The sequence below is a fragment of the Pseudomonas sp. Root329 genome, from assembly GCF_001424925.1.
Lineage (GTDB): Bacteria > Pseudomonadota > Gammaproteobacteria > Pseudomonadales > Pseudomonadaceae > Aquipseudomonas > Aquipseudomonas arabinosi.
In genome coordinates this window covers 108,390-127,321 of sequence record NZ_LMCV01000006.1, presented here as the reverse complement: position 1 = coordinate 127,321, position 18,932 = coordinate 108,390, and the positions used below count along the sequence as shown (strand labels likewise).

At 58.8% G+C, this 18,932-nt stretch carries 20 protein-coding genes and 1 other RNA gene; 5 read left to right on the top strand and 16 right to left on the bottom strand.

Going from position 1 to position 18,932, the window contains the following annotated elements; all coding sequences use genetic code 11:
• Window position 1: 1 nt before the first annotated feature.
• The 9 genes from mraY to rsmI all read right to left on the bottom strand — a co-directional run bounded on the left by mraY (window position 2) and on the right by rsmI (window position 9,026).
• On the bottom strand, window positions 2–1,084 hold the full coding sequence (mraY, locus tag ASC74_RS08840; protein ID WP_033061333.1) for a phospho-N-acetylmuramoyl-pentapeptide-transferase: 1,083 nt from the start codon (window positions 1,082–1,084) through the stop codon (window positions 2–4).
• Complete coding sequence (locus ASC74_RS08835; RefSeq protein WP_056740912.1) at window positions 1,084–2,451, bottom strand: UDP-N-acetylmuramoyl-tripeptide--D-alanyl-D-alanine ligase; 1,368 nt, start codon at window positions 2,449–2,451, stop codon at window positions 1,084–1,086. The genes mraY and ASC74_RS08835 overlap by 1 nt, the downstream gene beginning before the upstream one ends.
• A complete protein-coding gene (locus ASC74_RS08830; protein WP_056740910.1) occupies window positions 2,444–3,907 on the bottom strand; it encodes a UDP-N-acetylmuramoyl-L-alanyl-D-glutamate--2,6-diaminopimelate ligase in 1,464 nt (487 codons plus the stop codon). Before ASC74_RS08830 ends, ASC74_RS08835 begins: the two co-directional genes overlap by 8 nt.
• Window positions 3,907–5,646 carry a peptidoglycan D,D-transpeptidase FtsI family protein gene (locus ASC74_RS08825; protein WP_177338843.1) on the bottom strand — a complete coding sequence of 580 codons (1,740 nt, stop codon included), beginning with the start codon at window positions 5,644–5,646 and terminating at the stop codon, window positions 3,907–3,909. Before ASC74_RS08825 ends, ASC74_RS08830 begins: the two co-directional genes overlap by 1 nt.
• Window positions 5,646–5,939: a cell division protein FtsL gene (ftsL, locus tag ASC74_RS08820; protein WP_033053422.1), complete on the bottom strand. Its 294-nt coding sequence runs from the start codon at window positions 5,937–5,939 to the stop codon at window positions 5,646–5,648. Before ftsL ends, ASC74_RS08825 begins: the two co-directional genes overlap by 1 nt.
• The gene (rsmH, locus tag ASC74_RS08815; protein ID WP_046048256.1) at window positions 5,936–6,883 is read right to left on the bottom strand and encodes a 16S rRNA (cytosine(1402)-N(4))-methyltransferase RsmH; all 948 of its coding nucleotides are present in this window, start codon (window positions 6,881–6,883) and stop codon (window positions 5,936–5,938) included. Before rsmH ends, ftsL begins: the two co-directional genes overlap by 4 nt.
• Window positions 6,880–7,335: a division/cell wall cluster transcriptional repressor MraZ gene (gene mraZ, locus ASC74_RS08810; RefSeq protein WP_008147486.1), complete on the bottom strand. Its 456-nt coding sequence runs from the start codon at window positions 7,333–7,335 to the stop codon at window positions 6,880–6,882. Before mraZ ends, rsmH begins: the two co-directional genes overlap by 4 nt.
• Window positions 7,336–7,690: 355 nt before the next feature.
• An RNA gene (rnpB, locus tag ASC74_RS08900) (RNase P RNA component class A) lies at window positions 7,691–8,045 on the bottom strand.
• Window positions 8,046–8,120: 75 nt separating this feature from the next.
• Window positions 8,121–9,026: a 16S rRNA (cytidine(1402)-2'-O)-methyltransferase gene (rsmI, locus tag ASC74_RS08805; protein ID WP_162247436.1), complete on the bottom strand. Its 906-nt coding sequence runs from the start codon at window positions 9,024–9,026 to the stop codon at window positions 8,121–8,123.
• Between the two features lie 176 nt (window positions 9,027–9,202).
• On the opposite strand from rsmI, the gene ASC74_RS08800 reads away from it, so the two are divergent.
• From ASC74_RS08800 to ASC74_RS08785, 4 genes are all read left to right on the top strand, one after another.
• Complete coding sequence (locus ASC74_RS08800) at window positions 9,203–11,014, top strand: penicillin-binding protein activator (protein WP_056740905.1); 1,812 nt, start codon at window positions 9,203–9,205, stop codon at window positions 11,012–11,014.
• Window positions 11,014–11,376 carry a YraN family protein gene (locus ASC74_RS08795; RefSeq protein ID WP_056740903.1) on the top strand — a complete coding sequence of 121 codons (363 nt, stop codon included), beginning with the start codon at window positions 11,014–11,016 and terminating at the stop codon, window positions 11,374–11,376. The genes ASC74_RS08800 and ASC74_RS08795 overlap by 1 nt, the downstream gene beginning before the upstream one ends.
• 104 nt (window positions 11,377–11,480) lie before the next feature.
• Window positions 11,481–12,074: a phosphoheptose isomerase gene (locus ASC74_RS08790; RefSeq protein ID WP_008025961.1), complete on the top strand. Its 594-nt coding sequence runs from the start codon at window positions 11,481–11,483 to the stop codon at window positions 12,072–12,074.
• Window positions 12,071–12,649, top strand: a complete 579-nt coding sequence (locus ASC74_RS08785) for a BON domain-containing protein (protein WP_056740902.1) — start codon at window positions 12,071–12,073, stop codon at window positions 12,647–12,649. The genes ASC74_RS08790 and ASC74_RS08785 overlap by 4 nt, the downstream gene beginning before the upstream one ends.
• Before the next feature lie 51 nt (window positions 12,650–12,700).
• Here ASC74_RS08785 and ASC74_RS08780 read toward each other — a convergent pair whose 3' ends face one another.
• The 7 genes from ASC74_RS08780 to rplM all read right to left on the bottom strand — a co-directional run bounded on the left by ASC74_RS08780 (window position 12,701) and on the right by rplM (window position 17,586).
• Window positions 12,701–13,114 carry a ClpXP protease specificity-enhancing factor gene (locus ASC74_RS08780; protein ID WP_008155980.1) on the bottom strand — a complete coding sequence of 138 codons (414 nt, stop codon included), beginning with the start codon at window positions 13,112–13,114 and terminating at the stop codon, window positions 12,701–12,703.
• 16 nt (window positions 13,115–13,130) lie between these two features.
• Window positions 13,131–13,748: a glutathione S-transferase N-terminal domain-containing protein gene (locus ASC74_RS08775; RefSeq protein WP_008155978.1), complete on the bottom strand. Its 618-nt coding sequence runs from the start codon at window positions 13,746–13,748 to the stop codon at window positions 13,131–13,133.
• A 148-nt stretch (window positions 13,749–13,896) separates the two neighbouring features.
• Window positions 13,897–14,679: a cytochrome c1 gene (locus tag ASC74_RS08770; protein WP_056740900.1), complete on the bottom strand. Its 783-nt coding sequence runs from the start codon at window positions 14,677–14,679 to the stop codon at window positions 13,897–13,899.
• Window positions 14,679–15,890 (bottom strand): cytochrome b, encoded by a 1,212-nt coding sequence (locus tag ASC74_RS08765; RefSeq protein ID WP_046048261.1) that lies wholly within the window; start codon window positions 15,888–15,890, stop codon window positions 14,679–14,681. Before ASC74_RS08765 ends, ASC74_RS08770 begins: the two co-directional genes overlap by 1 nt.
• On the bottom strand, window positions 15,890–16,483 hold the full coding sequence (gene petA / locus ASC74_RS08760) for a ubiquinol-cytochrome c reductase iron-sulfur subunit (protein ID WP_033061319.1): 594 nt from the start codon (window positions 16,481–16,483) through the stop codon (window positions 15,890–15,892). Before petA ends, ASC74_RS08765 begins: the two co-directional genes overlap by 1 nt.
• 267 nt (window positions 16,484–16,750) lie before the next feature.
• Entirely contained in the window at window positions 16,751–17,143 is a 393-nt protein-coding gene (gene rpsI, locus ASC74_RS08755) for a 30S ribosomal protein S9 (protein WP_003216038.1), read from the bottom strand.
• Between the two features lie 14 nt (window positions 17,144–17,157).
• Window positions 17,158–17,586, bottom strand: coding sequence for a 50S ribosomal protein L13 (rplM, locus tag ASC74_RS08750; protein WP_046048262.1), 429 nt, complete (start codon window positions 17,584–17,586; stop codon window positions 17,158–17,160).
• Between the two features lie 245 nt (window positions 17,587–17,831).
• On the opposite strand from rplM, the gene ASC74_RS08745 reads away from it, so the two are divergent.
• Entirely contained in the window at window positions 17,832–18,872 is a 1,041-nt protein-coding gene (locus ASC74_RS08745; protein WP_056740897.1) for an NADP(H)-dependent aldo-keto reductase, read from the top strand.
• Window positions 18,873–18,932 lie beyond the last annotated feature (60 nt).

Genomic DNA, 18,932 nt, shown 5'->3' with positions numbered 1-18,932 from the left:
TCTACCTCAGCTTCAGGGTGGCAAGGCCAACCAGCACGAGAATCACGGTGATGATCCAGAAACGGACGATCACGCGTGGCTCGGGCCAGCCCTTGAGTTCAAAGTGGTGGTGTATCGGTGCCATGCGGAACACACGGCGACCGGTGAGCTTAAAGGAAGCGACCTGAATGACGACTGACAGGGTCTCCATCACGAACACGCCGCCCATGATGAACAGGACGATTTCCTGACGGACGATCACCGCGATGGTGCCCAGTGCCGCGCCCAGCGCCAGTGCGCCGACGTCGCCCATGAACACCTGAGCCGGATACGTGTTGAACCAGAGGAACCCGAGGCCCGCGCCGATCAAGGCGCCGCAGAACACGATCAACTCGCCTGCGCCCGGCACATACGGAATCAGCAGGTATTCAGCGAATTTCACGTTACCCGACAGGTAGCAGAAGATCCCCAACCCGCCGCCGACCATTACGGTGGGCATGATCGCCAGACCGTCGAGACCGTCGGTCAAGTTGACCGCGTTGCTCGAGCCGACGATCACGAAGTAGGTCAGGACGACGAAGCCTATGCCCAGCGGAATGCTGTGGTCCTTGAGCATCGGCAGGATCAGGGTGGTTTCCACCGGCGTCGCTGCAGTCATATAAAGGAAGATCGCCGCGCCCAGGCCGAACACCGATTGCCAGAAGTACTTCCAGCGGCTCGGCAAGCCACGGGAGTTCTTCTCGATCACTTTGCGGTAGTCGTCGACCCAGCCGATCGCGCCGAACAGCAAAGTCACCAGCAGCACAGTCCAGACATAACGGTTGGTCAGGTCAGCCCACAGCAACGTGCTGACGCCGATGGACGACAGGATCAACGCGCCGCCCATGGTCGGGGTGCCGGACTTGGACAGGTGCGATTGTGGACCGTCGTTACGAACGGATTGACCGATCTGACGGTTCTGTAAAGTGCGGATCATCCACGGGCCATAGCACAGCGACAAAACCAGCGCGGTCAGCACACCGAGAATCCCGCGCAGGGTCAGGTACTGAAAGACCGCGAAGCCTTTGTAGAACTGTTGCAGATACTCCGCTAGCAGCAGCAGCATTAATGTTTCTCCAGACTGGTCCCGCACAAAGCGGCGACGATGTTTTCCATCGCAGCGCTGCGCGAGCCCTTGATCAAAATGGTGGTGTTTGTGTCTTGCTCGGCGCCCAGGGCCTTGATCAGTTCAGCCTGAGTGCTGAAGTGGAAGGCCTGTGGACCGAAAGCGTTCACGGCGTGAGCCATCATTGGCCCGACAGCGTAAAGCGCGGAAACCTTGCCGCGGGCGTACTCGCCCACATCGCGGTGCCCCTGCTCCGCCCAATCGCCCAACTCGCCGATATCCCCGAGCACCAGAACGGTGCGGCCGGAAAAGCCGGCGAGTATATCAACGGCGGCGCACATGGAGGTGGGGTTCGCGTTGTATGTGTCATCGATGACGCGCATGCCATTGCTGGCCAGTTGCGCAACGGTGCGACCTTTGACCGGTTGCACCGCGCCGAGGCCGATGGCGATGCCGAACAGCGACACGCCCAGCGCATGGGCGGCAGCGGCGGCGGCCATGGCATTGGCGACGTTATGGGTGCCGAGCAGGTTCAGTTGAACGCGCTCCATACCTTCAGGAGTGTGCAGGTTGAACGCCGGGCAACCACGAGCGTCGCGGTCCAGATCGCTGGCGTAGAAATCGGCACTGACATTGCTCAAGGCGAAGGTCAGCACTTTGCGACCGGCAGCGCGGGTCTTCCAGATGTCGAACGCCTTGTCGTCAAGATTGAGAACGGCGACGCCATCGGCATCCAGCCCTTCAATAATCTCGCCCTTGGCTTCAACGATTTTTTCCGGCCCGCCGAACTCGCCGACGTGGGCGGTCCCGGCGTTGTTGAGCACGGCCACATGAGGCTTGGTCATGCCGACGGTGTAGGCAATTTCGCCGAGCCGCGAAGCACCCAGTTCGATCACCGCTGCGGTATGTTCCGGCGCGAGCTCGAGCAGGGTCAGCGGAACGCCGAGATCATTGTTCAGGTTGCCGCGGGTCGCCAACACCGGACCGCGCGTGCGCAGGATGCTGGCGAGCATTTCCTTGACCGTGGTCTTGCCGCTGGAACCGGTGATCGCTGCGACAGGGTTGGTATAAGCCGCACGGTTCAACGCGCCGAGTTGCCCCAGCGCCTGACGAGTATCTTTCACCAGCAATTGCGGCAGTGTGCTGTCGGCGACTTCGCGCTCGACCAATGCTGCTACGGCGCCTTTTGCGGCGACGTCATTCAGATAGTCATGACCATCGAAGCGCGGGCCGGTCAGGGCGATAAAGAGTTGGCCTGGTTTGATCGCGCGGCTGTCGATGCTGACGCCGTCGAAGCTGGCATCGGCAGTGACCAAGCGGGCATTCAGCGCGCCGGTCAGTTCGCTCAGTTTCAAGGCTTTAAGCATGGGCCACCTCCCACGCGGTCAAGGCGTGATCGGCCTCGACCAGATCCGAGAAAGCGTGACGCTGGCCGTTGATTTCCTGATAGTCCTCGTGACCTTTACCGGCCAGGACAATCACGTCATCCGCCGAAGCGCTGGCGATCAATTGCGCAATCGCCTGGCCACGGCCAGCGACGAAGGTGACTTTATCCACAGCGGTAAAACCGGCGCGGATGTCGTCGAAGATCACTGCGGGGTCTTCGGTGCGCGGGTTGTCATCGGTCACCAGCACGCCGTCAGCCAGACGCTCGACCACTTCAGCCATCAACGGACGCTTGCCGCGATCGCGATCACCACCGCAACCGAACAGGCACAGCAAACGGCCTTTGGCGTGAGGACGCAGGGCCATCAAGACTTTTTCCAGCGCATCCGGTGTGTGGGCGTAATCGACCACGACCAGCGGCTGAGTACCGCCGCCGAGGCGCTGCATGCGTCCGGCCGGGCCTTCGAGTTTCGGCAGCACGTTGAGGATTTCGTCCAGCGCGTAGTCCAGCCCCAGCAAGGCACCGACCGCGGCCAGCACGTTGCTCAGGTTGAAACGTCCGAGCAAGGTGCTGCGCAAGTGATGCTCACCCTGCGGCGTGACCAACGTGGCGCGCACGCCTTCGTCATCGAACTGCGCTTCACGGCAATAGAGGTAGGCGCTGGCATCTTCCAGGCTGTAGGTGATCAGGCGCGATTCACGTTTGTCCGCAGCCAGTTGGCGGCCGAATTCGTCGTCGAGGTTAATCACCCGGCACTTCAAATCGTTCCAGGCAAACAGCTTGGCCTTGGCTTCGCCGTAGGCTTGCATGGTGCCGTGGTAATCCAGGTGATCGCGGGACAGGTTGGTCATCACCGCCACATCGAAGGCCAGTGCGGTCACGCGCCCCTGATCCAGACCGTGGGAAGAAACTTCCATGGCGACGGCTTTGGCACCGGCCTTTTTCAGGTCGGCGAGGGTTGCCTGCACCGCGATCGGGTTCGGCGTGGTGTGCAAGCCGCTTTCGAGCGCGCCGTAAAAACCGGTGCCCAACGTGCCGACGATGCCGCAGTGCTGGCCGAGCAAATCCAAGGCTTGCGCAACCAACTGCGTCACGCTGGTTTTGCCGTTGGTGCCGGTCACGCCGATCAGGTTCAGGTGACGACTAGGGTCACCGTAAAAACGCCCGGCGATGTCCGACAGCTGCGCCGCCAGGCCTTTGACCGGAATCAGCGGAACATCGGTAATCGGCAATACGGTCGCGCCTTCGACTTCATACGCCACAGCGGCAGCGCCGCGTTGCAGGGCGTCGGCAATGTGCGCGCGACCGTCGAATTTGCCGCCAGGGACGGCGAGAAACAGATCGCCAGCCCGCACGTTGCGGCTGTCCAGGGTCAGTTCGCGGATCAACAGATCGCGGCCGGCGTGGGCGAAAATCTTGTTCAGACTCAGAGACATCAGCCTCGCCCTCCATTGGCTTTCAGCGGAACGACCGGTGCTGCGTTCGCTTGTTGAGTAGGTGGCAGGTTGTCCGGGGTGATGTTCATCAGGCGCAAGGTCCCGGACATCACTTTGCTGAACACCGGGGCCGATACCAGACCACCGAAGTAACCGGCCTTGGTCGGTTCATCGATCACCACCACGATGGCGTAGCGCGGATCGTTCATCGGGCCGAAGCCGGCGAACAGCGAACGGTAGGAATTCTCGGCGTAGCCTTTGGTGCCCACCGAAGTCTTACGCGCAGTACCCGACTTGCCTGCCACGTGGTACGCCGGCACCTGCGCACGGAACACACCGCGCGGGGCTTCGATCACTTGGGTCAGCATGCCTTGCATGGTTTTCGCGACCGCCTCCGGCAATACCTGTGTGGTTTGCGGTGGCTTGTCGGTCTTGATCAGGGTCAGCGGCGCGAGGCGACCATTGTTGGCCAGGGCCGAGAAGGCGTGGACCAACTGGATCGCGGTCACGGAAATACCGTAGCCGTAAGACAGCGTGGCGGTTTCAGCCTTGCGCCATTCGCGGTAGTTCGGCAGGTTGCCGACGCGCTCGCCCGGGAAGCCCAGGCCGGTGTCCTGGCCGAGGCCGACTTTTTGCGCCAGACGGAAAATCGTTTCGCCGCCGATATCGAAGGCGACCTTACTCATGCCGACGTTACTGGAGTTGATCAGGATGCCAGTCAGGTCGAGCACCGGACCTTCGCTCTTGGATACGTCCTTGATGGTGTATTTACCAATCTGCAAGGTGCCCGGGTACACCTCGACGGTATCGCTCGGCTTCCAGCGGCCGGTTTCAATCGCGGCGCTCATCGAGATCGCTTTCATCGTCGAACCCGGTTCGAACACGTCGATCATCGCGCGGTTACGCATCATCGCCGGTTGCAGGTTGCGACGGTTGTTCGGGTTGTAGGTCGGCTGGTTGACCATGGCGAGGATCTCGCCGCTCTTCACGTCCATGATCACCAGGCTGCCGGCCTTGGCGCCGTTCTCGATGATCGCGTTACGCAGTTCACGGTTGGCCAGGTATTGCAGACGCAGGTCAATGGACAACGCCAAGGGCTTTCCGGCCTTGGCGTTTTTGGTGACCTGAACATCCTTGATAAGTCGGCCACGCCGATCCTTGATCACCTGTCGCTTGCCGGGGACCCCGGCCAGCCATTCGTCGTAGGCCAGCTCGACGCCTTCACGACCGTGGTCATCGATGTCGGTAAAACCGACCATATGGGCAGTGACTTCACCGGCCGGGTAGAAACGCCGGAATTCTTCGATGCCATAAACGCCCGGCACTTTCAGATCGAGCACGGACTGGCCCTGTTCGGGGGTCAGCCCGCGCACCAGATAAATGAATTCTTTGTTGGCCTGGGCCTCGAGACGTTCGGCCAGGGCTTTCGGGTCCTGCCCCAAGGCAGCCGCCAGTGCAGGCCACTTCTCTTTGGCCGTTTGCATTTCCTTGGCATTGGCCCAAAGGGTGGTGACTGGGGTACTCACGGCCAAAGGCTCGCCGTTACGGTCGGTGATCAGACCACGGTGAGCCGGAATCGGAATATGACGAACGCTGCGTGCATCGCCCTGACCTTTAAGAAAGGCACGGTCGACTACTTGCAGATCGATAATGCGCCAGGAAATCGCCGCGACCATGACGCCGAGCAAACCCAGCACCAGGCGGAACCGCCATGGAAAGAGTGCGCCCTCGAGTTTCATCATGGCGCCACCATCTGCACTTCAGCGGCGCCAGGAATGCGCATCTTCAGTTGCTCGGTCGCCAGGACTTCGATACGGCTGTGGGCGGTCCAGGTGCTCTGTTCGAGAATCAAACGGCCCCACTCCGCTTGCGCCTTGTCGCGCACGCTCAGCTCGTTGTAAAGCGAGTTCAACAGTTGACGGTTCCAGTGGGCGCTATAGGAAACGCCGATGGCCGACACGAGCACGCCAATAAACAGCAGAAACATGAAAAAGCTTCCGCCGGGAAGTGGCTTGGCGAAAAGCTTGCTCACCGCAGCTTCTCCGCGACGCGCATGACGGCGCTACGGGAACGTGGGTTGGCTTTGAGTTCGGCCTCGGAGGCGGACTGCGCTTTGCCATGGATTTTGATTATGGGTTCGAAGGCGACGTGACGTACCGGCAGGTTGCGGGGCAGGTTGTCGGCTTCGCCTTTCACCAGTTTGCGCATGAACAGTTTGACGATGCGGTCTTCCAGCGAGTGGAAGCTGATGACGACCAGACGGCCGCCGACTTCCAGGCATTCCAGCGCGGCTTCGAGGCCGGCTTCCAGATCACCCAGTTCGTTGTTGACGTGAATACGCAAGCCCTGGAACGCACGGGTCGCCGGGTTTTTGCCCTTTTCCCATGCAGGGTTGGCGACTTTCAGGACTTCGGCCAGATCGGCAGTGCGCTCGAACGGCTTGATGTCGCGACGCTCGGCCACGGCACGGGCCATGCGGCCGGAAAAACGTTCTTCGCCGTATTGCTTGAACACCCGGGCGATTTCTTCCACGGGTGCGGTGTTGACGAATTCGGCAGCGCTGATCCCGCGGGACGGATCCATGCGCATGTCCAGCGGGCCATCATTGAGGAAACTGAAGCCGCGCTCAGGGTCGTCGAGCTGCGGCGAGGACACGCCGAGGTCGAGCAAAACGCCGCTGACTTTACCGTCCAGACCACGTTCGGCGACTTCCGAACCGAGCTCGGCAAAGCTGCGCTGCACAACGACAAAGCGGCCGTCTTCGGCCGCTAGCGTTTGCCCGGTGGCAATCGCTTGAGGATCTTTATCGAATCCGAGCACCCGACCATCGGGACCGAGCTGGCTGAGGATCAACCGGCTGTGTCCGCCGCGCCCGAACGTACCGTCCAGATAGCAGCCATCAGGACGTACGGCGAGAGCCTCCACGGCTTCGTCAAGCAGTACGGTGATGTGGTTAAAGCCGCTATCAATAGTCACAGGATCAAATCACGCAGTTCATCAGGCATGGCGCCCGGTTGTTGAATGGCAGCCAGGTCAGCGGCAGAAACCGCATCCCAGGCATCCTCGTCCCACAATTGGAACTTGTTCAGTTGGCCTACCAACATCGCGCGCTTATCCAACTTGGCATATTCACGAAGACGCGGCGGAACCAGAAAACGACCACTGCCATCGAGCTCGAGGTCGACGGCATTACCAATCAGTAAACGTTGCAGGCGGCGGTTCTCTTCGCGAAGCGAAGGCAGTGCGCGCAGTTTGGTTTCAATAATTTCCCACTCATCGAGGGGGTAAACACACAAACATGGATCAACGGCATCAATTGTGACGATTAACTGACCGGAACTACGCGAAACGAGCTCGTCACGGTACCGGCTCGGCATAGCGAGACGGCCCTTTGCGTCGAGACTGATAGCGTTAGCTCCGCGAAACACGTCAGCGTTTCTCCAAATATTAGCGTTTTGAGCTCAAAAAACCCACTTCATGCCACTTTCCGCCACTTGTGCACACTATAGGAATGCGGCCACCGCACCGTCAAGGCGCGGATTAAAGGAAAAGCCTTACAGAACTGAGATTTAGGAGCGTAAAAGGAGGGGTAGAGAGAATCTGACGTGTCATCCTGCTCAATAACTTGAACCAGCACTGAAGGCTGCGCTCGAAAGTTAAAGTAATTTGTTAAGAGTAAGATTTTTTTGGTATTACGAAAGTGCTTCTGCTGTTGATTCTGTAAGGAGGGAAATAGCTACTACAGGCGCCCTGCTCAATGATTAAAGCAGGGAGGGGAAAAAGGTGGAGAGTCAATCTGTAAGCCGGGTTCTGTCTTGAACAGTCATTCGTCTACGATGGCCATCACTGGACATCTTTAGCAACCTACCCGGTCCCAGCGCGGGCCACGCCTTGGGACCCTATTTGGTCTTGCTCCAAGTGGGGTTTACCTAAGCCACGAACTGTTGCCAGTCGTGCGGTGCGCTCTTACCGCACCTTTTCACCCTTACCGGCGCCGAAGCGCTTAGGCGGTTATTTTCTGTGGCACTTTCCGTAGGCTCACGCCTCCCAGGCATTACCTGGCACTTCGCCCTATGGAGCCCGGACTTTCCTCCCCCCCCTAATTTTCATAGAGGGCAGCGACTGTCCGATCGACTCTCCGCCGCGAAGATTAACGGCAGAGCCGCCGAAGGACAAGCGCTAAACGCCTTGGGCTACGCCTGCACGTCGGTTTTCACTCGCCCTTCTGTTTATCCAGCGCGACCTGATAGAGCACATTCTTGCGCTCGCCGGTAATTTGCGCCGCCAACGCTGCGGCTCGCTTGAGCGGCATTTCTTCAAGCAACAGATTCAGGATGCGCATCGCTTCACTGCTGACGGCGTCCTCGGTCTCAGGGGCAGACCAACCCGCCACCAACATCACGCACTCGCCGCGTTGCTGATTGCTGTCTGACTCGACGAACTCGCGTAACTCGGCCAGCGGCAAACCTTTAAGGGTTTCAAAGGTTTTAGTGATTTCACGGGCCAGCAAAGCCGGGCGCTCCCCACCGAACACCAGTTCCATGTCTTGCAGACATTCAAGGATGCGGTGTGGCGCCTCATAAAAAATCAACGTGCGCGGTTCTTCCTTTACCAACTCAAGACGGGCGCGCCGACCGACAGCCTTGGCCGGCAGGAAACCTTCGAAGATGAAACGGTCCGACGGCAACCCCGCCGCCGACAACGCGGCGATCAATGCGCAGGCGCCCGGAACCGGCACTACATTGATACCCGCAGCACGGGCCTGACGCACGAGGTGGTAACCCGGATCGGAAATCAACGGCGTGCCCGCATCGGAAATCAGTGCCACATCGTCGCCAGCGAGCAAGCGGGTGATAAAGCGGCTACCTTCATCCCGCTCATTGTGTTCGTGGCAAGCTGCCAGCGGCGTAGGAATGCCGAAATGCTGCATCAAACGCTGGGAGTGGCGGGTATCTTCGGCAGCGATCAGGGCGACCTCGCGCAGGATCTTCAGCGCACGCGCACTGATGTCGTCCAGGTTGCCGATGGGCGTCGCCACCACATAAAGCGAGCCAGCAGCGGAATTCAAAGCACCTGGAGCAGTCAAAGCGCACACCTCATGATCGGTAAAAGCCGCCATTGTAGCGCGTCGTGAGGTTCGCGATACGCGCAAGCAACCCTCGGTTTTGCAGCCTTTTGTGCAGTGCCGCAACATTTGCACGAGCTAAATTGATCGATTCACACCAGTAACATCGCGCCCCGGCCAGTGCTTGGGTACAATTCCACGCTAATTTGATCGAGTATCAGGAACACTACATGATCGCTTGCCTGCGGCTGTTCACTGCCCTCTGCCTCGCTGCCTTGCTGGCGGCTTGCGCCAGCTCGCCCTCCTCCAGCCTTGGCGAACTTCCACGGACCCCGGATGCCAGTATCGAGCAGTTGCTCGCACAGGCCGCTCAAAGCAAGGACCCGGAAAAAGCCTCCCTGTTGCGCCTGAGCGCAGCAGACCTGGCCTATCGTCAGGGGAATGCCGGCCAGTCCGCGCAAATCCTGCAACAAGTCCCCGTCGAAACACTCAAGCCTGGCCAACAGGTTTTCGCCAGCACCCTGGCGGCTGAACTGGCCATGGTTCGCAATCAGCCCAAAGCGGCGCTGACTGCCTTGAGTCATCCGAGCCTGCAACGCCTGAGTGAACTGCCGGTTGAGCAACAGGTTCGCACCGGCACTGTTCATGCCCGCGCCCTTGAAGCCGATGGCCAGACGCTGGCCGCCGCACGGGAACGCATCTTTATTGCGCCAATGCTCGAAGGTGAAGCGGCCAGTAAAAACCACGAAGCGATCTGGACTCTGATCGCCTCGCTGCCGACCGACCAGTTGCAGCCAAATACCTCCGATGACCTCGGCGGCTGGATGGGCCTGGCGCAGGCGGTGAAAACTGCCGGCACCCTGGAACAGCAGCAAGCCGCGATCGACAACTGGCGCGCACAGAATCCAAAGCACCCGGCCGCCATTCAATTGCCGCTGCCACTGACCAAGCTCAAGGAACTGGCCAGCCAGCCCCTGGGCAAAATCGCCCTGCTGCTGCCACAAGACGGCCCGCTGGCGTCGGTCGGCAAAGCACTGCGCGAAGGTTTCATGGCGGCTCACTACCAGGCTCAACAAGCCGGGCAGAAGCCGCCAGCCATCGAGTTCTATGACAGTTCGAAACTCACTTCGATGGACGAGTTCTACCGCAAGGCCCAAGCCGATGGCGTGCAGCTGGTCGTCGGCCCGCTGGAGAAGCCGCTGGTCAAACAGCTCAGCGCTCGCCCGCAACTGCCGATCACCACCCTGGCGCTGAACTACAGCGAAGGCGAACAAGGTCCCGCCCAGCTGTACCAGTTTGGTCTGGCTGCTGAAGACGAAGCCCGCGAAGTGTCCCGCCGTGCTCGCGCCGATGGCCTGCATCGCGCAGCCATCATGGTGCCGAAAGGCGAATGGGGCGATCGCGTCTTGAGAGCCTTCAGCCAGGATTGGCAGGCTAACGGTGGCAGCATCGTCGCCACCGAACGTGTCGACCAACCGGTTCAACTGGCCCAGCAAATTGCCGACATGTTCCAGCTGCGTCAGAGCGAAGGTCGTGCCAAGAGCCTACAAAGCACCGTTGGCGGGCAGGTAGCTGCGCAGCCTTCGCGTCGCCAGGACATCGAGTTCATCTTCCTGGCCGCAACGCCTCAGCAAGCCCAGCAGATCAAGCCGACCCTGAACTTCCAGTACGCCGGCGACGTGCCGGTTTATGCCACCTCCCACGTGTTCAGCGCCAGCGGCGATGTAAATCAGTACAACGACATGAACGGCATTCGCTTCTGCGAAACCCCATGGTTGCTGGAGGCCAACGATCCGCTGCGCAAACAAGTGACCGCTCAATGGCCACAAGCTGCTGGCAGCCTGGGTCGTCTGTACGCGATGGGCGTTGACGCCTATCGCCTGGCACCACGCCTGGGTCAACTCAAGGCTCTGCCGGACAGTCGCATCGAAGGTCAATCAGGCAGCCTGGGCATGACTCAGAACCAACGCGTGGTCCGCCAGTTGCCGTGGGCACAGTTCGTCAGCGGCCAGGTTCAACGCCTGCCGGACACCCCACGCTGATGCCCGACAGATCACGCCAGCAAAGCGGTAAAGATGCCGAGCGCCATGCGCTCGAGCATCTTCAACAACAAGGTCTGCGCCTGCTGGCGCAGAACTGGTTGTGTAAACGCGGTGAGCTTGATCTGGTCATGCTTGATGGCGATACAGTAGTATTCGTTGAAGTCCGCTACAGAAAAAACACTCAATGGGGTGGCGCACTCGGCAGCATCGATGAGCGCAAACGGCAGAAACTGATTTTTGCCGCGCAGTATTTTCTTCAGCGCGAGTCGCGCTGGGCCAATTCCCCTTGCCGTTTCGACGTGGTTGCCATCGACAGCAACCTCGATCAGTTGAATTGGTTGCAGAATGCCTTCGACAGCTGATCGCAAGCACCCCGAACCGGACACTTTCACCCAACACTTTTGCTCTTTGCTTTGCGGGCTGCACATTCATGTGCCGAGTAGCCGCGCTAATTAAGGTCACACAGATGGACATGCAATCCCGAATTCGCCAGCTTTTTCAGGCCAGTATCGATACCAAGCAAATGGCGATGGACGTACTTGCACCGCACATCGAGCAAGCCAGCCAAGTGATGGTCAACGCCCTGCTCAACGAAGGCAAAATGCTGTCCTGCGGCAACGGCGGCTCTGCCGGTGATGCCCAGCACTTCTCGTCCGAGCTGCTCAACCGCTTCGAGCGCGAACGTCCGAGCCTGCCAGCGATTGCGCTGACCACCGACAGCTCGACGATCACCTCGATCGCCAACGACTACAGCTACAACGAAATCTTCTCCAAACAGATCCGCGCCCTCGGCCAGCCGGGTGACGTATTGCTCGCGATTTCCACCAGCGGCAACTCGGCAAACATTATTCAAGCGATCCAGGCCGCACATGATCGCGAAATGATTGTCGTAGCATTGACCGGTCGCGATGGCGGCGGCATGGCATCGCTGCTATTGCCCGAGGACGTCGAGATTCGCGTACCGGCCAACGTCACCGCACGTATTCAGGAAGTCCACCTGCTGGCGATCCATTGCCTTTGCGATTTGATCGACAGCCAACTGTTCGGGAGTGAAGAATGACCCCTAATCGCCTAGGCCTTCTGGCCTTGACCCTGTGCCTCGGCATCAGCGGCTGCACCTCGGTGGTTAACGCCAGCCGTGAAGCACCGATTGAAGATGACCGCGGCACCCGCACCTTCGGCAGTAAGATCGACGACTCTCTGATCGACACCAAGGTCGGCGTGAACATCGCCAAGGCCGATCCAGCCCTGGATAACGACTCGCACATCGTCGTCACCAGCTTCAACGGCGTCGTGCTGCTCGCCGGGCAAACCCCGCGCGCCGACCTCAAGGCCAAGGCCGAACAGGCCGCTGCGGCTGTTCAGCGCGTGAAGACAGTCCACAACGAACTGCAAGTCCTGCCACCTTCCGGCTTCCTTGCCCGCCAGAACGACACCTGGCTGACCTCCAAGATCAAGACCCAGATGCTCACCGACCCGAACATCCCTGGCTCGCGCATCAAGGTGGTTACCGAGAACGGTATCGTCTACCTGCTGGGCTTGCTGACCAAACAGGAAGCTACTCAGGCGACCAACCTGGTGCAAGGTGTTTCCGGGGTGCAGAAGATTGTGAAGTTGTTTGAATACATCGACTGACACGCAACACGCAGGCACAAAAAAGGCGATCCTTGCGGATCGCCTTTTTTATTACTTCACCACCTTCAAACTCGGTCGACCGCTGGGACGCGGCGGCTCGCTGTCGGGTGGCGGAATATCGTCATCCGGCTCGATCTCTTCCTCGTCTTCCATAGGCGATTCCAGATCGAACACCATGCCCTGACCGTTCTCCCGGGCGTAAATGCCCAGGATCGATGCGATAGGCACGTACAGGGTGTGCGGCACGCCACCGAAGCGCCCTTCGAAGCTGACCGCTTCGTTGTCCATGTGCAGATGACGCACGGCTGCCGGCGATACGTTCAAGACAATCTGTCCGTCACTGGCAAAACCCTGAGGCACCTGCACCGACGGATACTCGGAATTGACCAGCATGTGCGGGGTGCAATCGTTGTCCACAATCCACTCGTAGAGCGCGCGGACCAGATAAGGTCGACTGGAGTTCATAGCGGCTCCTTAAGCCTTAGCGCATATCGCGTTCGACACCAGACAGACTCGCCTGGAAAGCCTCACGCGCAAACGAGCGCTCCATGTAATCAAGCAGCGGCTTGGCAGGCCGCGGCAGTTCAATACCCAGAATCGGCAATCGCCAGAGTATTGGCAATAGGCAGCAATCCACCAGACTTTGTTCCTCACTGAGGAAAAACGGCTTGTCGGCGAACAACGGCGACACGCCGGTCAGGCTTTCGCGCAGCTCTTTACGAGCCACGACACGGGCTGCTTCCTTGGACCGGGAATCCAGGATCAGATCCACCAGACCACACCAGTCACGCTGAATACGATGAATCAGCAGACGGCTGTTGGCACGCGCCACTGGATAAACCGGCAGTAAAGGCGGGTGCGGGTAACGCTCATCCAGATATTCCATCACCACGGTCGACTCCCACAACGCCAGGTCACGATCGACCAGGGTGGGCAAGCTGCCGTAAGGGTTCACTTCAATCAGTTTAGGCGGCTGGCGACCAGCTTCCACGTAAATGATCTCGGCGCTGACACCCTTCTCTGCAAGTACGATACGCACTCGGTGGGAATAGTGGTCGGCGGGGTCGGAGTAACAGGCCAACCGATTGGTCACGCCCATGGCGGTCCTCCTCGCTTGTTGAAATTATCGGAAACGGAAAAACGCACGCGCCCAGAGGGCGCCTCCCGTAACGCCTGGATCACCAGGCTCGTTACACCTTCAGAGACGCCCTTGGGCGCGCGCGATTGACAGCAATTTTACAGCAATATCAATGGACGTCTTTCCAGTATTCACGCTTGAGCAAGTATGCGAATACGAAGAAGAACGCCAGGTACAGCAACACATAGGTACCGATGCGCTGATGCTGCAGCTTCACCGGGTTGGCCGAGTAGGCCAGGAAGGTCACCAGATTCTTGACCTTCTCGTCGAACTGCTCTTCGTTCAGCGTGCCGGTTTTCGGCAATACGGTCAGTTGATCGCAGGCTTCATGCGTCAAAGCGGTGCCGGTCAGTGGATCGTATTGCTTCTTGCCGTCTTCGACGATTTGAACTTGTTTACAGCCTACCACCTGACGACCCTGCAGGCCGACCAGAACGTTAGGCATCCCGACGTTCGGGAACACCTTGTTGTTCACGCCCCAAGGACGCGATGGGTCTTCGTAGAAAGATTTCAGGTAACCGTAGAGCCAGTCAGTGCCACGAACGCGGGCGACCAGGGTCAGGTCGGGCGGCGCCGCACCGAACCAGGTCTTGGCGTCAGCCGGCTGCATGCCGATGCTCATGTGGTCGCCGATCTTGGCGCCGGTGAACACCACCTTCGAGAGCATCAGGTCGTGCGGAATGCCCAAGTCATCGGCGACACGCTCGTAACGCTGGAACTTGGCGCTGTGACAGCCCATGCAGTAGTTGGCGAATGTACGCGCGCCATCCTGCATGGCAGCCTTGTCGGAAACGTCGATGTCGACCTTTTCGAGCTCAGGACCACCGTGTTCGGCCGCGAAGGACAGCACGGGCAAAGCAGCAAGAATCAGTACAGCAAATAGCTTTTTCATCAGCCAGTCACCCTTTCCGGAACCGGTTTGGTCTTCTCGAGCCTGGTGTAGAACGGCATCAGAATGAAGTAGGCGAAGTACAGGAAAGTACAGACCTGCGACAGCAACGTACGCTCAGGGGTAGGCGCCATGACACCCAGCCAACCAAGAATCACGAACGAGATGCAGAACACCCAGAGCCAGATTTTGCTCAGCCAGCCCTTGTAGCGCATCGACTTGACCGGACTCCGATCAAGCCACGGCAGGACAAACAGCAACGCAATCGAGGCACCCATGGCAACAACGCCCAGGAGCTTGTCCGGAATCGCCCGCAAAATCGCGTAGAACGGGGTGAAATACCAGACCGGAGCGATGTGCTCTGGCGTCTTGAAGGCGTTCGCCACTTCAAAGTTCGGCTTCTCGAGGAAGTAGCCGCCCATTTCCGGGAAGAAGAACACGATCGAGCAGAAGATGAACAGGAACACCACCACGCCGACGATATCTTTCACGGTGTAGTACGGGTGGAAGGCAATGCCGTCCAGCGGTACGCCGTTTTCGTCTTTGAATTTCTTGATGTCCACGCCGTCCGGGTTGTTCGACCCGACTTCGTGCAGCGCCAGAACGTGCAGCACCACCAGACCGAGGATCACGATCGGCAACGCCACAACGTGCAGGGCGAAGAAGCGGTTCAGGGTGATACCGGAAATCAGGTAGTCACCACGGATCCACTGAGTCAGATCGTTGCCGATGACCGGGATCGCACCGAACAGCGAGATGATCACCTGGGCACCCCAGTAGGACATCTGACCCCACGGCAGCAGGTAACCCATGAAGGCTTCAGCCATCAGCGCCAGATAGATCAGCATGCCAAAGACCCACACCAGCTCACGCGGCTTCTGGTACGAACCGTAGAGCAAGCCACGGAACATGTGCAGATAGACCACGATGAAGAACGCCGAGGCGCCGGTGGAGTGCAGCAGACGCAGGATCGAGCCGTACTCGACGTCGCGCATGATGTATTCGACGGAAGCAAACGCCTCTTCCGCCGACGGGGTGTAGCTCATGGTCAGCCAGACACCGGTAACGATCTGGTTGACCAGAACGAGCAGTGCGAGGGAGCCAAAGAAATAGAAGAAGTTGAAGTTCTTCGGGGCGTAGTACTTGCTGAGATGGTCTTCCCACATTTTGGTCGCGGGAAAGCGCGCATCAACCCAATCCATGAACTTGCTCATCACGCTTTCTCCGTATCGACGCCAATGACAATGATGTCATCGGTCTCATAGGAATGCGGGGGAACTGGCAGGTTCAAAGGCGCAGGTTGCGACTTGTAGACGCGGCCAGCCAGATCGTAGTGGGAACCGTGGCAAGGGCAGAAATAACCACCTACCCAGTCCTTGCCCAGATCCGCAGGTGCCACTTCTGGACGGAAGGTCGGCGAGCAACCCAGGTGCGTGCAGATACCGATCAGCAGCAGAACCTCTGGCTTGATCGAACGCGTTTCGGGGTCGACGTAGGTCGGTTGTGTCGAGTTCTTGGAGGTCGGGTCAGACAGCTGGCCCTCGATCTTTTTCAGATTCCCCAGGATTTCCGCGGTTCGGCGGACAATGAACACCGGCTGACCGCGCCACTCAGCAATCATCTGCTGGCCTGGCTCGATTTTGCTGACATTCACCTTCACCGGTGCACCTGCGGCTTTCGCCTTGGCACTGGGAAACCATGACCCCACGAACGGGACCGCAGCCCCCACCGCTCCTGCAGCACCCACCACGGATGTGGCTGCTACCAAGAAGCGACGCCGGCCTGCATTCACGCCGTCATTGCTCATTCAGTCCTCTCCCATCAGCTTTGTGGCCTGTTAAATCAGGCGTCTACTAAGTAAAAATCTGAACTTATAAAAATTTTGCCGAATGGTAATGAAAAGCCCCAATTCTGACAAGGTAATTACCGAGGGGCTCCACTGCCAAGCCTTGCAGTATAGGGCCTCTACGGCTGTGGCAAGTTGTCACAGAGCAATTCTTTGATAAATCGCGCCCATAAAAAAACGCCCAGCTTCGCGAGGAAACTGGGCGTTCTTCTTGAACGTAAAAGCGAATTAACGCTTCGAGTACTGCGGACGCTTACGCGCTTTACGCAGACCAACTTTCTTACGTTCAACTTCACGTGCATCGCGAGTAACGAAGCCAGCTTTGCGCAGAGCGCCACGCAGGGTTTCGTCGTACTGCATCAGTGCACGAGTGATACCGTGGCGGATTGCGCCAGCTTGACCACTTACACCACCACCGATCACGGTGACGTAGATGTCGAATTTCTCGACAGTCTCAGTCAGTTCCAGCGGCTGACGAACTACCATGCGGGCAGTTTCGCGGCCGAAGAAATTTTCCAGGGTGCGGTTGTTGATGGAGATGTTACCAGTACCCGGACGCAGGAAAACGCGTGCGGTTGCGGTCTTGCGACGGCCAGTGCCGTAATTTTGAGTCGCCGACATAATGAACTATTCCGTTAAAACTTCAGTTCTTGGGGCTGCTGAGCAGTATGAGGGTGTACAGCGCCCGCATAGACTTTCAGCTTACGATACATGTCGCGACCCAGCGGGTTCTTAGGCAGCATGCCTTTGACCGCGGTCTCGATCACGCGCTCAGGGGCTTTAGCGATCAGCTTTTCGAAGTTGATCGACTTGATGCCGCCCGGGAAACCGGAGTGGGAGTAGTAGATTTTATCGGTGGTTTTAGCACCGGTTACACGAATCTGCTCGGCATTGATAACGACGATGTAATCGCCGGTGTCAACGTGAGGAGTGTACTCAGCTTTATGCTTGCCACGCAGACGGCTCGCGATTTCGGTGGCCAGACGACCCAGGGTCTGACCTGCAGCGTCGACGACAAACCAGTCGTGCTGTACTGTTTCCGGTTTAGCAGTAAAAGTTTTCATTCTTTATAGCCTCAGGGGCCGCCCTGTAAATTAGACGGCGGATCTTACTGAATAGTGCGTACTTTGACAAGTCAAAGGCAGCCGGATACAGACGCTTTCGGGGGCTCGGGTCGGCGCGTCCGTTCAACGGCAAGATTCTTCGGCGGCGGCGCATCACTTCCACTGCAGAAAGAGGTGCGCAATTATGCAGATTGCGAAAAATAATTCAACCTGCTTTTATGATTGTTTTGCCCAAGGAGCACCCGATGGACTATCGACAGCTAGGCCGAACCAATCTGAACGTGAGCGCCATCTGCCTCGGAACCATGACCTGGGGCGAGCAAAACAGCGAGGCTGAAGCTTTCGCCCAGATTGAACGGGCCAAGAGTGCCGGGATCAATTTCATCGATACTGCCGAGATGTACCCGGTGCCACCCAAGGCCGAAACCTACGCCACCACCGAGCGCTACATCGGCAATTACTTCAAAAGCCGCGGTGATCGCACCGACTGGATCCTGGCCAGCAAGATCGCCGGCCCCGGCAACACCATCGACTACATCCGCGACAAAAACCTGCGACACAACCGCCAGCACATCACCGAAGCCGTGGATGCCAGCCTCAAGCGCTTGCAGACCGACTACATCGACCTCTACCAGCTGCATTGGCCGGAGCGCAGCACCAATTTCTTCGGTCAGCTCGGTTACAAACACCAGACCGAAGCCAACCTCACGCCGCTGGAGGACACCCTCGAAGCGCTGGACGAACAGGTCAAGGCCGGCAAGATCCGCCACATCGGCCTGTCCAACGAAACGCCATGGGGCACCATGCGTTTCCTCGCCCTGGCGGAAGCCCGTGGCTGGCCGCGTGCGGTGTCGATCCAGAACCCGTACAACCTGCTCAACCGCAGCTTCGAAGTCGGTCTGGCAGAAATCGCCATCCGCGAACAATGCGGCCTGCTCGCCTATTCGCCGCTGGCGTTCGGTTTCCTGTCGGGCAAGTACGAAGGTGGCGCGCGCCCGCCCAAAGGCCGCCTGAGCCTCTACAGCCGCTTCAGCCGCTATTTCAACCCGCAGTCGGAAGCCGCGTGCAGTCGTTATGTGGCACTGGCGCGTGAACACGGCCTGGACCCGGCGCAAATGGCGTTGGCGTTTGTCACTCAGCAGCCGTTTGTGACCAGCAACATCATTGGCGCGACGACGATGGAGCAGCTTGAAAGCAATTTAGCGAGCTTCGAACTGAAACTATCCGATGAAGTGTTGGAGGGGATCGAGGCGATTCACAAGGATCACCCGAATCCCGCTCCTTGATCGATAACTAAAAAGCCTTCGCGAGCAAGCCCGCTCCCACAGTTAACCGAGTTTTCCCAG

Coding starts and splice junctions, on each gene's coding strand:
- mraY (WP_033061333.1), bottom strand. CDS start 1,084: ATGCTGCTGCTGCTAGCGGAGTATCTGCAACAGTTCTACAAAGGCTTC.
- ASC74_RS08835 (WP_056740912.1), bottom strand. CDS start 2,451: ATGCTTAAAGCCTTGAAACTGAGCGAACTGACCGGCGCGCTGAATGCC.
- ASC74_RS08830 (WP_056740910.1), bottom strand. CDS start 3,907: ATGTCTCTGAGTCTGAACAAGATTTTCGCCCACGCCGGCCGCGATCTG.
- ASC74_RS08825 (WP_177338843.1), bottom strand. CDS start 5,646: ATGAAACTCGAGGGCGCACTCTTTCCATGGCGGTTCCGCCTGGTGCTG.
- rsmI (WP_162247436.1), bottom strand. CDS start 9,026: ATGGCGGCTTTTACCGATCATGAGGTGTGCGCTTTGACTGCTCCAGGT.
- ASC74_RS08800 (WP_056740905.1), top strand. CDS start 9,203: ATGATCGCTTGCCTGCGGCTGTTCACTGCCCTCTGCCTCGCTGCCTTG.
- ASC74_RS08795 (WP_056740903.1), top strand. CDS start 11,014: ATGCCCGACAGATCACGCCAGCAAAGCGGTAAAGATGCCGAGCGCCAT.
- ASC74_RS08790 (WP_008025961.1), top strand. CDS start 11,481: ATGGACATGCAATCCCGAATTCGCCAGCTTTTTCAGGCCAGTATCGAT.
- ASC74_RS08785 (WP_056740902.1), top strand. CDS start 12,071: ATGACCCCTAATCGCCTAGGCCTTCTGGCCTTGACCCTGTGCCTCGGC.
- ASC74_RS08780 (WP_008155980.1), bottom strand. CDS start 13,114: ATGAACTCCAGTCGACCTTATCTGGTCCGCGCGCTCTACGAGTGGATT.
- ASC74_RS08775 (WP_008155978.1), bottom strand. CDS start 13,748: ATGGGCGTGACCAATCGGTTGGCCTGTTACTCCGACCCCGCCGACCAC.
- ASC74_RS08770 (WP_056740900.1), bottom strand. CDS start 14,679: ATGAAAAAGCTATTTGCTGTACTGATTCTTGCTGCTTTGCCCGTGCTG.
- ASC74_RS08765 (WP_046048261.1), bottom strand. CDS start 15,890: ATGAGCAAGTTCATGGATTGGGTTGATGCGCGCTTTCCCGCGACCAAA.
- petA (WP_033061319.1), bottom strand. CDS start 16,483: ATGAGCAATGACGGCGTGAATGCAGGCCGGCGTCGCTTCTTGGTAGCA.
- rpsI (WP_003216038.1), bottom strand. CDS start 17,143: ATGTCGGCGACTCAAAATTACGGCACTGGCCGTCGCAAGACCGCAACC.
- rplM (WP_046048262.1), bottom strand. CDS start 17,586: ATGAAAACTTTTACTGCTAAACCGGAAACAGTACAGCACGACTGGTTT.
- ASC74_RS08745 (WP_056740897.1), top strand. CDS start 17,832: ATGGACTATCGACAGCTAGGCCGAACCAATCTGAACGTGAGCGCCATC.